Annotated in this window: 13 protein-coding genes, 1 pseudogene and 1 riboswitch; of the genes and pseudogenes, 5 read left to right on the top strand and 9 right to left on the bottom strand. The window is 41.7% G+C overall.

The window, feature by feature from the left end; all coding sequences use genetic code 11:
* Positions 1 to 115: 115 nt before the first annotated feature.
* Positions 116 to 838 (bottom strand): CBS domain-containing protein, encoded by a 723-nt coding sequence (locus tag NCCP133_RS14285; RefSeq protein WP_264805708.1) that lies wholly within the window; start codon positions 836 to 838, stop codon positions 116 to 118.
* Between the two features lie 395 nt (positions 839 to 1,233).
* On the opposite strand from NCCP133_RS14285, the gene pxpB reads away from it, so the two are divergent.
* The 5 genes from pxpB to NCCP133_RS14260 all read left to right on the top strand — a co-directional run bounded on the left by pxpB (position 1,234) and on the right by NCCP133_RS14260 (position 6,071).
* A complete protein-coding gene (gene pxpB / locus NCCP133_RS14280) occupies positions 1,234 to 1,947 on the top strand; it encodes a 5-oxoprolinase subunit PxpB (protein WP_264805707.1) in 714 nt (237 codons plus the stop codon).
* Positions 1,941 to 2,942: a biotin-dependent carboxyltransferase family protein gene (locus NCCP133_RS14275; protein ID WP_264805706.1), complete on the top strand. Its 1,002-nt coding sequence runs from the start codon at positions 1,941 to 1,943 to the stop codon at positions 2,940 to 2,942. Before pxpB ends, NCCP133_RS14275 begins: the two co-directional genes overlap by 7 nt.
* A gap of 12 nt (positions 2,943 to 2,954) precedes the next feature.
* Positions 2,955 to 3,725 (top strand): LamB/YcsF family protein, encoded by a 771-nt coding sequence (locus NCCP133_RS14270; protein ID WP_264805704.1) that lies wholly within the window; start codon positions 2,955 to 2,957, stop codon positions 3,723 to 3,725.
* Positions 3,726 to 4,068: 343 nt separating this feature from the next.
* On the top strand, positions 4,069 to 5,259 hold the full coding sequence (locus tag NCCP133_RS14265) for an NRAMP family divalent metal transporter (RefSeq protein WP_264805703.1): 1,191 nt from the start codon (positions 4,069 to 4,071) through the stop codon (positions 5,257 to 5,259).
* 20 nt (positions 5,260 to 5,279) lie between these two features.
* Complete coding sequence (locus NCCP133_RS14260) at positions 5,280 to 6,071, top strand: putative hydro-lyase (RefSeq protein ID WP_264805702.1); 792 nt, start codon at positions 5,280 to 5,282, stop codon at positions 6,069 to 6,071.
* Positions 6,072 to 6,104: 33 nt separating this feature from the next.
* Here NCCP133_RS14260 and NCCP133_RS14255 read toward each other — a convergent pair whose 3' ends face one another.
* The 8 genes and pseudogenes from NCCP133_RS14255 to NCCP133_RS14220 all read right to left on the bottom strand — a co-directional run bounded on the left by NCCP133_RS14255 (position 6,105) and on the right by NCCP133_RS14220 (position 11,979).
* The gene (locus NCCP133_RS14255; RefSeq protein ID WP_264805701.1) at positions 6,105 to 7,247 is read right to left on the bottom strand and encodes a metallophosphoesterase; all 1,143 of its coding nucleotides are present in this window, start codon (positions 7,245 to 7,247) and stop codon (positions 6,105 to 6,107) included.
* A 113-nt stretch (positions 7,248 to 7,360) separates the two neighbouring features.
* A complete protein-coding gene (locus NCCP133_RS14250) occupies positions 7,361 to 8,206 on the bottom strand; it encodes an SDR family oxidoreductase (RefSeq protein WP_264805700.1) in 846 nt (281 codons plus the stop codon).
* A gap of 420 nt (positions 8,207 to 8,626) precedes the next feature.
* Positions 8,627 to 9,013, bottom strand: a complete 387-nt coding sequence (locus tag NCCP133_RS14245) for a DUF302 domain-containing protein (protein WP_264805699.1) — start codon at positions 9,011 to 9,013, stop codon at positions 8,627 to 8,629.
* A 308-nt stretch (positions 9,014 to 9,321) separates the two neighbouring features.
* Positions 9,322 to 9,636 carry a DMT family transporter gene (locus tag NCCP133_RS14240; RefSeq protein ID WP_264805697.1) on the bottom strand — a complete coding sequence of 105 codons (315 nt, stop codon included), beginning with the start codon at positions 9,634 to 9,636 and terminating at the stop codon, positions 9,322 to 9,324.
* The gene (locus NCCP133_RS14235) at positions 9,633 to 9,971 is read right to left on the bottom strand and encodes a DMT family transporter (RefSeq protein ID WP_264805695.1); all 339 of its coding nucleotides are present in this window, start codon (positions 9,969 to 9,971) and stop codon (positions 9,633 to 9,635) included. The genes NCCP133_RS14240 and NCCP133_RS14235 overlap by 4 nt, the downstream gene beginning before the upstream one ends.
* A gap of 67 nt (positions 9,972 to 10,038) precedes the next feature.
* Positions 10,039 to 10,137: riboswitch (guanidine-I (ykkC/yxkD leader) on the bottom strand.
* A 44-nt stretch (positions 10,138 to 10,181) separates the two neighbouring features.
* Positions 10,182 to 10,352: pseudogene (locus tag NCCP133_RS14230) on the bottom strand (cation:dicarboxylate symporter family transporter); the annotation flags it as partial.
* Positions 10,353 to 10,722: 370 nt separating this feature from the next.
* Positions 10,723 to 11,478 carry an exodeoxyribonuclease III gene (locus tag NCCP133_RS14225; RefSeq protein WP_264805694.1) on the bottom strand — a complete coding sequence of 252 codons (756 nt, stop codon included), beginning with the start codon at positions 11,476 to 11,478 and terminating at the stop codon, positions 10,723 to 10,725.
* A gap of 186 nt (positions 11,479 to 11,664) precedes the next feature.
* Positions 11,665 to 11,979 (bottom strand): hypothetical protein, encoded by a 315-nt coding sequence (locus NCCP133_RS14220; protein WP_264805693.1) that lies wholly within the window; start codon positions 11,977 to 11,979, stop codon positions 11,665 to 11,667.
* Between the last annotated feature and the right edge of the window lie 162 nt (positions 11,980 to 12,141).

Here is a 12,141-nt window from a genome sequence, read left to right as displayed (position 1 = left end):
TGCAAGTGCAGCACAGGCCCACACTACTCCGCTTCGGCCTGATGCAATAGGCTTCCTAAAGTCCTATCGGGACTGAAAAAAGGTGCAAACAGTTGGTTTGCACCTTTTTTCATGGTTAATTTTCTGCATCCGCTTCAAGAAGATCCCAGGCTGTAATAATCCCCTTTGGTTTTTCTGCCGGTTCCCCCTTTTCTGTTACGATGATTCCTTCGAGTTTTTCATTTCTGGAACGGTACTCTTCGAAAAGATCCTCTAATTCAAAAATAGAGGTATCCTTGCTGGCAAATGCTATTTGATGCCTTGATTTTTTATTGAAAAGCTCCTTAATCTGTATTTTTTTCAGCTGAATTGCGTCTTCTGTAAAATGCTCGCTCATCCATTTCACAATATCTGCTGAAGTCAGCAGCCAGGAATACTCTTCCTTCCCGTTATAGATCGGAAACTGGGAGTGTGAAAATTTGTTAATAATGGCCAATACATCTGAAAGCTTGCCATCTTCATAAAAGTAAAAAACCGGTGATGCAGCAATTGAGAGTGCCGTTTTCGGTTTTTCAAAATCCTCTGCAATCCTCTCAATTCTCTCCACAGTTTCCAGGTGAGGTTCGGCAATGTAATAGTCAAGATCGATTTTTTCATGAACGATGGCATTTCTCAATTTGGCAAATTGATGCAAGTCATTTTGATATAACCGGATAAGCGAATGATTTTTTTGGATTTCAATCAATTTATAAAATTTATCTGTTCTGGCTTTTTTGGCGGATTGTTTTAAAGATTTATGAATACGGTTAAAAGCCGCTTCAAATCTTTCTGAAAGGTTCGTTTCCGTTTTGGCACCCACAATAATCTCTCCCTAATTCGTAATGTCCATACTTTATTCCCAGTTTTGGAGGAGTTGTAAACTATGATGATATTGGGACAAGGAAGCAGTTGATATCATAAAAGCAGCCAGCCAAAATATTTTAGCCGTTTTTTTCACCGGGATATCTAGATAATTTGCACAAATAGAATTTTCAGTCTATTATAGAATAATATATTTCGTTATTCTAATTGGCTATCTTGCTAAAGCGAAAAAGTATTTTAAATTGGAAACTTGATTAGGGCAAGGTTTGTAAATAATAATTATCTTATTTTCATTGATCAATGAATGCGAATTACTATTGTAGGAATAATTTATGCGCTGAATGAACATGATGCAAACCTAAGCCTTTATTTAAAAAGAAAGCAGGTGAAAACATGGATTATACACTACACCCTTTAGGTGACAATGCCGTCCTTATTGAACTCGGGAACGAAATCAGCGAGAAATCTCATCAAAAGGTTCAGGCGTTAACAGATGTTCTTGAAGATCAGCCGCCCGGTTGGATGAATGAATACATTCCAGCGTATACGACTGTAACAATTTTTTATGACCCTCTTGCAATCTATCAGCTTTCAGAAGGAAAGCTTCCTTTTGATTATGCTTGTGAGCTAATCGAGCCTCTTATAAAGGATCTTGAAGCAAGCAATACGGCTGAATCCAGACTAGTGGAAATACCAGTTTGCTATGGCGGAAAATTTGGGCCGGACCTTGATTATGTGGCAAAGCATAATGGAATTTCACCTGAAGAAGTGATTGATATTCACTCTTCGGGCGATTATCTGGTTTACATGATTGGATTTGCTCCAGGCTTCCCATTTATTGGCGGAATGTCTGAGAAAATCGCAGCCCCACGGAGAGAATCTCCCCGCTTAAAAATTCCAGAACGATCGGTTGGAATTGCTGGAATGCAGACTGGCATTTATCCGATTGAAACACCTGGCGGCTGGCAGCTCATTGGACGCACACCTGTAAGATTATTTCGCCCGCATGATGAGTCCCCTACCCTTTTAAAGGCAGGAGATAAAATCAAATTTAAGCCAATCAGCCGGGCAGAGTACGAAAAATGGAAGGAGACGGAATCATGCTGAAAATAATAAAGCCTGGTCTCCTTTCGAGCATTCAGGACTTAGGGAGAACAGGGTTTCAGAAGTTTGGCGTGATTGCCAGCGGTGCGATGGATCCTCTATCGCATCGAGTGGCGAATCTGCTAACGGGGAACATCGAAAGCGAACCAACTCTCGAAATGACCATGATTGGGCCAGCAATAACCTTTGAAAAAGATGCCCTTATTTCCATTTGCGGCGGGGATCTATCCCCTTCCATTAACGGCCAGCCTGTCCGCTTGTGGAGATCTATTTATGTAAAAAAAGGCAGTGAGCTAAAATTTGGCCATTGTTTGCAGGGCTGCCGTGCTTACTTGTCTGTTGCGGGCGGCTTTTCCGTACCTTATGTAATGAAAAGCAAAGCGACTTACTTGCGTGCAGGCATTGGCGGTTTTGAAGGAAGGGCATTAAAAGCTGGTGACCAGCTTGTGTTTGGGAAACCGTCCAGTCAATCAAAGAGAATGATGGATTACCTTTCACGTCAGTTACAAAACCAATCCTTTATTGAAAATGACTGGTCGATCACTTCTGATCTGCTCCCGAGCACGAATGCCGTGCCGACGATCCGAATGACAAAAGGCCGGCAGTTTGAACTATTTACAAAAGAAAGCCGGGAAACATTGCTTGATCATGCCTTTGAAGTATCAGCACAGTCGGATAGAATGGGCTATAGGCTGAAGGGTCCGGGGTTAACATTATCAGAACCTGCCGAATTAATATCAGAGGCAGTTAATTTTGGTTCGATACAGGTTCCGCCGGATGGCAATCCAATCGTTTTGCTCGCTGACAGGCAAACAACCGGAGGCTATCCAAAAATCGGACAGGTGGCATTCGCCGATCTCCCTCTTCTTGCACAAGCCAAGCCTGGCGATAAGCTGAAATTTGCTGAAATTTCCCATGAAGAGGCGCAGCGTCTATACCTTGACAGAGAATTGAAATTGAAAGAACTAAAGCAAGGTATCCACTTAAAAACCAGATAGGAGGAAATGGAAATGCATATTGTTGATATTAATTGTGATATGGGTGAAAGCTTTGGCGCATATAAAATGGGACGGGATGAAGAAATTCTGGATTATATTACATCTGCGAATATTGCTTGCGGTTTTCATGCAGGCGATCCTGCAACCATGAGAAAAACGGTACAGATGGCTTTAGAGAAAAATGTTGGAATCGGCGTTCATCCTGGCCTTCAGGATTTAACTGGGTTTGGCCGGCGCGACATCAGCATTACACCGCAGGAAGCTTACGATCTTGTTGTCTACCAGATTGGTGCTTTATATGCGTTCGTTAAATCCGAAGGCGGCATAATTCAGCACGTGAAGCCGCATGGTGCCCTGTTTAATATGGCTTCAAAGAGTGCTTCTTTATCAGATGCCATTGCAGAAGCCGTTTATAAGATAGATCCGGAATTGATATTATTTGGACTTGCCGGCAGTGAACTGGTAAAAGCCGGGAAGAAAATCGGCCTGCGCTCTGCCCATGAAGTATTCTCTGACCGTACTTATCAGGCGGATGGATCGCTTACCTCAAGAAGAGAAAGCAACGCTCTCATCACAGACCACACGGTTGCTGTCAACCAGGTAATCCGGATGGTGAAGGAAGGCAAAGTGACTTCTGTCCAGGGTACAGATGTTTCGATTGAAGCCAACACCATTTGCATACATGGCGACGGTGAAAGTGCACTCGAATTTGCCAAATATATTCCGACAGCTTTACAGGATGCCGGTATTCAAGTAGCCAAGATTGGAGACTTTTTGAAATAAGGGTTTGTTGATCTCTTTGGGATTAGATTGGTCCCTTCATGGAATCACCCTATGCAAATGGTGACTGTGCGCTGACCCAAGCGAAAAGCGGGCTTTTTCAGCTGCAATTTTTCAATCATGAATAATTTGATAAGTTCGTTTGGGAAAATGCCTTTATTTTGGCCTAAGTTGATGATATTTGGCTTAAATTGAAGATAATAATACAAAGTTGACGATTTCTGTTGAAACTTGAAGATTTTTTGAAAGTTGATCATTATTCCAACTTTTCTTTCCTTGGTCCGCTTCTTAGACTGCTGGAAAACTAAACACGGTCCATAAACGATATATATCAGGGGGAAAATGAATGAAGAAGCAAACAAATGCGAGTCTCTTGCTGGGTGCCGCGTTCCTGATGGCGACATCTGCCATTGGACCGGGGTTCTTGACACAAACTACTGTATTTACTGAAACACTTTTAGCCAGCTTTGGCTTTGTTATTTTAATATCCATTATCATTGATATTGGTGCGCAAATGAATATCTGGCGGATCATCGCGGTCTCCGAGAAGCGTGCCCAGGATATTGCCAATGATATTTTGCCTGGCCTAGGCTATTTTCTTGCTGCTTTAATCGTGATGGGAGGATTGGCTTTTAATATTGGGAATATTGCCGGGGCCGGCCTGGGTACGAATGTTATTTTCGGCATCTCGCCTGAAATGGGTGCACTGCTGAGCGGAATCCTTGCGATTGGAATTTTCCTTGTAAAAGAAGCAGGAAGACTTATGGACCGATTCACACAAATTTTAGGGTTTGTCATGATCGCCCTGACCATTTATGTAATGTTTACGGCGCAGCCTCCAGTTGGCGAAGCTGTGACAAAAACTTTTGTTCCGGATAAAATTAATATTCTGGCCATTATTACTTTAGTAGGCGGAACAGTAGGCGGATACATTACCTTCGCTGGCGGGCATCGTTTGATTGATGCAGGTGTAAAAGGAAAAGAAGCTTTGCCGGAAGTGACAAAAAGCTCCATCAGTGCGATTGGGATTGCTTCCATCATGCGCATTTTCCTTTTCCTTGCTGCTTTAGGTGTAGTATCTCAGGGACTGGCTCTTGATCCATCCAATCCTCCAGCTTCCGTTTTCCAGCTCGCCGCAGGCAATATCGGCTATAGGATTTTTGGGGTTGTCATGTGGGCCGCTGCCGTAACATCAGTGGTTGGCGCAGCCTATACTTCTGTTTCCTTTATCCGTACGTTCAGCCCTGTTCTGGAAAAATATCAAAAATGGCTGATTGTTACGTTTATCGCTTTATCTACGCTCGTTTTTGTCATCATTGGAAAGCCGGTTAAAATTCTGGTTTTAGTAGGATCTCTAAACGGCTTAATCCTGCCGATTGCATTGGGTGTAATGCTGGTGGCAGCCTATAAAACCAAAATTGTCGGAGACTATAAGCATCCGCTTTGGATGACGATTTTTGGTGTCATCATCGTGGTTGCCATGTCTTATATGGGTGTTTATTCATTGATAAATGGTATTCCACAGCTATTTAAATAAGAGAAAAGGGTGAATGATTTATGATCGAACTTTCTTTATGGAGCCCTTCAGACGCACGCAAGTCGATTAGAAGCGGAGCATGGGACAAGCCTACTGCGGGAATGGCGAACGGCTTTATTCAGGCAAACCTCGCTATTTTGCCGAAAGAGCTTGCATTTGAATTTTTGCTTTTTTGCCAAAGGAACCCTAAATCATGTCCGATCATTGATGTTACGGAGCCCGGTTCCCCTATCCCAAAACTTTCAGCTCCGGATGCTGATATTCGTACAGATCTTTCCAAATACAGGGTGTATCGCAACGGGGAGCTGGCTGAAGAGCTGACAAACATCAGCTCGCAGTGGAATGATGATATGGTCGGATTCCTGCTGGGATGCAGCTTTACATTTGAAGAAGCACTGCTGAAAAATCATATTCCAATCCGGCATATTGAGGAGAACAGGAATGTTCCTATGTATAAAACAAATCTGGAATCAGTAAAAGCAGGCCGGTTCGAAGGCCCAATGGTTGTGAGCATGAGGCCCATGTCAGAGAAAGATGCCATCAGAGCTGTGCAGGTAACAAGCCGCTTCCCTTCTGTCCATGGTGCACCAGTCCATATTGGCAACCCTGAAACGATTGGAATAAACAACATCAATCAGCCTGATTTTGGCGACTCTGTGACAATTAAAGAGGGAGAAGTTCCAGTATTTTGGGCATGTGGAGTTACCCCGCAGGCAGTTGCTATGCATGTAAAACCTGAAATCATGATTACTCATTCACCAGGGCATATGTTTATAACCGATCTGAAGAGTGAGGATTTTGCCGTTTTATAGGAAGAAGGCGCTCATGTGAATGGGCGCCTTCTTCTAATGTTTATTTTTCAAAAAATCCACCGTTAGTTTATGGTCCTTTTTCATCATTTCCTCAATAAGCGGGTCTGCCGGAATAATCGGCCTGCTTTTTTTATTGATTTTGCGGTACACCGGCCTGATGGAGGAAAGGCTGCTCTTAACTTTCCAGGTCCCATTCTGCTGGATCATTTTTAAATCAATGAGTCCCAGATGATTCCCCCAGTAACCGGGCTGCACGGCAGCTGTACCGTTAATGGTCCCTGCTTTCAAATCAATCCCGGGCAGCGTTTGGAGTTCATCCCTGACAGGAAAAATAGAATGGCTGTGACCAAACAGAATGGCGTCAATCCCTTTCACTTTACTAAGATCATAAACCGAGTTTCCTTTCCTCTCAGCCAGCCCCCTATCCGATTGAAGCCCGGTGTGGGCAAGCGCGACAATAATATCTGCTCCCTTACTCTTCATAATCGGAATAAAATGCTCCGCTGATTCTTTTATATTTTTCACTTTCAGGTTTCCGTGAAAATATTCCTTATTCCATTCTGCGACAATTGGTGTTATAAATCCGATCACGCCAATATTCAGTTTGTGCTTTTCCCCTGCCGTATCCGTAACTTCTTTTTCTAAAATAGTATATGGGTTGAAATAATTAAGATCATCATTTGCAATGCTGTTTCGGTCTTCTACATATATATTGGCGTTGATGTAAGGAAAGTTTGCTCCCCTTATGCTTTCCTCCATAAAATCAATCCCATAATTAAATTCATGGTTCCCTACTGTAGCTGCATCATAGAGCAGCGTATTCATGGCTTTATATACGGGATGGACATTTGCAAGGTCCAATGGGCGGCTCCTGTAAGCATACTCGTCAAGAGCATTTCCCTCCAGTATGTCCCCATTATCAAAAAGAACGGAGTTTGGCACTTCCTCTCTCGCCTGTTTGATCAGGGTTGCTGTTCTGGAAAGCCCAAACTCGATTGTTTTTTTTCGATCTTCATAATCATACCCTATCATGTTTCCATGCAGATCCGTCGTTTCCATTATGCGCAAATGAATAGCCGGAGGCCCCGAGACTGTTGCTTGTGTTTGATTCCAGACCATCAGCATGGTCATGAACGATAGAAAAATAATGAACGATTTTCTTATACCTTTTTTCATTCTATCTCCCCCCTGATGATTATTGGCTGGTTTTTTTATTTTCTCTTGATATTTGAAAATTAATCAGGGATTGGGAAACATCAGAAAAAGTATTACACTATATTTGATTATATCTAATTTTTGTACAAAGTTTTGAGGATCACCTTTTCCCAGGTTTTCCATCTAAGCAGGCTTTTTAAGTTGATCTTCGTTTGTACCCCTTTCCCAACCGGATATCTTAGAGAAGGTTCATCCTCCATGGCAATGCTGGCTGCTTTTTTTGCAACAATTATGGGCTCTTCATAGAAAGGGGCATTTTTATCAAGATACCCCTGTATCTTTAGCATGTAAGGATAATAGGGGGAGTCTTTTTCCAATGATTTCTCTGTTACTTGTTTGCCTGTGGTCCAAATACCTGTTTTAAAGGATCCTGGTTCCAACAGCACGACATGTACGCCAAAAGGCTTCATTTCAAGGCGGAGCGATTCGCTCCATCCTTCTACTGCAAACTTTGAAGCTGCGTACGGCGATAATCCCGGGAATGCCACTCGTCCACTAATAGAACTAATATTTATTATGGTTCCCTTTCTTTGTGTACGCATAAATGGCAGCACAGCTTGTGTGACTCCGATCGTTCCAAAAACATTGGTTTCAAATTGCCTTCTGTATTCATCGAGCGGAATTTCTTCAGCAAAACCCGCACCGGCAAAACCGGCATTGTTAATCAGGACATCAACAGACGGAAGCTGTTTCAGGTGAAATTTCAGCTCTTCAATAGAATTAGAAGAAGTAACATCCAATTCGTGAATTGTTATTTGCTCTTGGATTCCTTCCCTTTTTGCATTATCCATTAAGAACGCTCTTTTTTTCGTGTTTCTCATTGTTGCGATAATGTGAAAGCCGATTTTTGCTAATTCAATCGCCATTAGAGCGCCAAATCCACTTGAGCAGCCTGTAATGACTGCGTATCTATGCTTCATATTTATCATCCTTATACAAAAAAATATTCACTTTAAAAAACACACAGATTTAGCTGCTGTGTGTTTTTACAATCTTTATATCAATCCTGGCCTTCTGTTATCTAGTGCAGCTTTATGTATGTTTTGGTCAAACAATGAGCTGACAAAAATTAGCTTTTGTAATGTTTGAATTCTCACTCTATTGTAAAGCATAAAAAGAAAAACAAACAGCACCAATGGCTGTCTGTTTTAAAAGTTTTATCGCACAGCACAACGATTAGGACCAATTTCCATTTCGCATTGTTTTTCAAGAAATCCAGGTCAATTTTACCCATATTGATTTCGCGGATTTCCTGGTAACCATTGGGCTTTTGAAGCAGATTTTCAAATAAACGTAAAAAAGAATAAAGCACTAGAGAATAACACCCAATCTGAGCCTTCTTAAACTGTCTTATCCAGGCAGCCGATCAGACGTTTTTCAATGTCTGCTGCCATTTCCTTTAGGTTTTGATTATCAATCATGCTGATCAGTGCTGTCGGTTTCGGCAGGCCAATCTTTGTGCTACCAGCTTCTTTGTAAACAACAATTTTACAAGGAAGGAAGTACCCCGCCATCTTTTCCTCTTTAAGAACCCGCTCCGCTTCTTTTGGATTGCACACTTCCAAAACTTTATACTCTTCATCGAGCTGGAAACCCTTTTCTTCAAGCTTTTCTTTAATATCAAACGTCCATAAAATGCCAAACTTTTCTTCCTTCAGCTGTTTCTCCAAATCAGAGATTGCTTCATCAATTGACTTTTTGGTTTCTACAGTATAAGCAAAATTCATGGCAACCACCTTTTTATTTGATTATGACCCCATTTAACCGAAAGGGGTATTAAACATTACCCTATCGTTTTTAATATAAACAGCTCATGGTTTTTTTAAGAAGGAAGATATAGGTTGATTGATACTGGAAGCAAGAAAGCTTCTGAAAAATTGTTTGTTTGGTTATTTTATACCTGCTTATTATTGCTTTTTAGTACCATTATAATTTATGGGGAGATACAAGAGAGGGTAAAAACTCGTACCTATAGAATTAAAAATAAGAGGAGGAAGAAGCACGAAAGAGGCCGTTTATTTGTGAACGGCCTCTTTTAGGAAATCAGCTTAAGCCCTATAGCAGCGCTTAACACCAAGCTAATAAAGAAAATTCGTTTCCTATCTTTTGGTTCTCCATAAAAAATCATCCCAAGTATGGCGCCGCCTGCTGCGCCAATTCCAGTCCAGACGGCATAGGCTGTTCCCATCGGAAGCTCCTCCATGGCTAGTGCAAGGAATAAAAAACTGGCTCCAAATCCTCCTAATAACATGAGCATGGATTGCCAATTTCGGTTTTTGTGCCAGCTGTTGATCATGGCCACGCCTGTCATTTCAAACAGGCCTGCAAGGATAAGGTATACCCAGCTCATGAACTCTCAGCTCCTTCTGCTTTTCCTTCCTTTGTCACAAGCTTCAATCCAAGAACACCGATTAATAACATGAGTACAAGCATTATTTTAGTCAACTTAAAGGGTTCCCCGAAAAATATCATTTCGGATAGGACGGTTCCAGCAGTGCCCATTCCAACAAAAACAGCATATACGGTTCCGACCGGTAGCACTTTCCCTGCCATAATCATTAAATAAAAACTGACTGCAATGCTTATGATGGTGCCTGTCCATGTCAATGGGCTGTCGGCATACTTTAATCCGATGACCCAAAACACCTCAAAAAATGCGGCAATAAATACTTTCAGCCAATGCATAATATCAACTCCTTCATAAAAAGTATCCGCAGAAATAGAAAAGGCCCGGAAGATTCTGATTAACAGTATCTCCCAGGCTTTTGTCCTTCCGTGGCATAGCTTCACAGCTATGAGTTTTCTCTCGGACCAGGCCAGCTAGTGCTGCGGAACCCTAGAAAACCTTTTATTATTATCCTTAGAATTATAGCAAATAATCACTGCATTTCCAAGTTATGCAGTTACTTCCTTATTGGTACTGGTAGCTTCCGCTGATTTTTCGCCCCTGTCAACAATCACTGCACATGTTGCGTCACCGGTAATGTTCACCGCTGTTCTGCACATATCAAGCAGGCGGTCTACTTCCAATACAAGCGCAATGGCTTCGACAGGAAGACCCACAGATGGTTTTCGTTAAGAAAGTTCGGAAGCAGGCATATACTCTTCTTGCCAGGTTATTGATCTTAAGGCTAATGACGTTTCTTGTCTTAAGCATTCCGCTGCAATAGAGCTGATCGAGGGCGGATACGGGTATTTTCTGATATGACCCTTAATGCAGGAAAGTGCCCTTTCGTATTCCAGTTCTTCACATTTGCCGAAATAGTAATGGACTATATCATTTTTTATTCTAAAACCAGGATAGACCCTTTCTATAAGAACAAAAAGCTTAAGCATCTCCGTTTTGTTCATATTACCAGTCCTTTTAACATGATTAATAAGAGTATTGCCGGATTTTGAAAAATTAAAAACCCCTGCAAAACAGGGGTTTCCAATATTAAATATCCAGTTTGAGCGCAATCGGACAATGGTCGCTCCCCATAATATTACAATGGATCTGTGCATCGATCATTCGGTCTTTAATCCGTTCGGAAACGATGAAATAATCAATCCGCCAGCCTATATTCCGCTCACGCACCTTAGCCATATAAGACCACCAGGTATATGCCCCCTCTGCTTGAGGATATTTGGAACGGAATGTATCGACAAAGCCGGAATTCAGCAGCCCAGTCATTTTTCCGCGTTCTTCTTCGGTAAAGCCGGAATTGCCTCGATTGGACTTCGCGTTTTTCAAATCGATCTCCTGGTGGGCAACATTTAAATCCCCGCATAAAATGACAGGTTTCACTTTATCGAGCTCTAATAAATATTCCTGAATTCTGTCTTCCCACTCAAGACGGTAAGGAAGCCGTGCCAAATCCCGCTGTGAATTTGGAGTATATACATTCACAAGATAAAATTTGTCATATTCAAGCGTCAAAATCCTGCCTTCTGGCTCTGATGCCTGGTCGCCTAAGCCATAACGGACAGTAAGCGGCTCTTTTTTTGTAAAAACGGCTGTACCGGAATATCCCTTCTTCATTGCATAGTTCCAATACTGGTGATATTCTTCGAGGATCAGCTCGATCTGTCCCTCTTGGAGCTTGGATTCCTGAATGCAGAAAATATCCGCATCCACTTCTTTAAAGTAATCAACAAAGCCTTTTTTCACACAGGCTCTGATTCCATTTACATTCCATGAAACAAATTTCATAGTTAACGAAATCTCCTTACATTGAAGTCTGCCAGATTACTAGATTACCATGTATAACATTCTTCTGCAGTATTTAGGCATCATAACTTGAACGATCAACGCCAGTACTGGTATTGTAAAATATAGAAACTACTCTGACAAGGGAACGAGGGACCAAAAAATAGGCCCGCTCCGTATGAACAGACCTTATTGCTGAAAGATCATGGTTCCTGCCTTCATTCGAACCACTTTGATATCCTCCCCCGGCTTAATGCTTTCATACAAGGAGGCTGTCAGTTTCACGTTTCTCCCATCTTCCAGCCTTACCCAGTATTCCTGGTGGGTTTGATAATTACTTAAGTAGTTGTCAACCGATGCCTGAAGAAATTTATTTTCAACTCTTCCTTCAATTTCCGTTATTTTTGCCTCGGCTGCTACAAGACCGGTGAAAAAGCCATAATATACGACTAACATTAAACCGAAGCCTTGAACATAAAGACCGATTTCTATCCATTTTTTCAAATGTCCATCCCTCATTTACCATTGTTTGTTAAAAAGCTCCCCTCAATAGAATGGGTTAAATGGGACGGTCTCAAACATTTAAATCAAATATTTAGAATAGAAAATCGTCTTCTTGCTGCAGTTGACGATATAATAGGCTTAGTTGATGATAATTAAAGAAAG

This window comes from Cytobacillus sp. NCCP-133, from assembly GCF_026011715.1.
Classification (GTDB): Bacteria; Bacillota; Bacilli; order Bacillales; family Cytobacillaceae; genus Cytobacillus.
The sequence above is the reverse complement of the archived record's forward strand: the minus strand, read 5'-3'. Positions and strand labels throughout refer to the sequence as shown.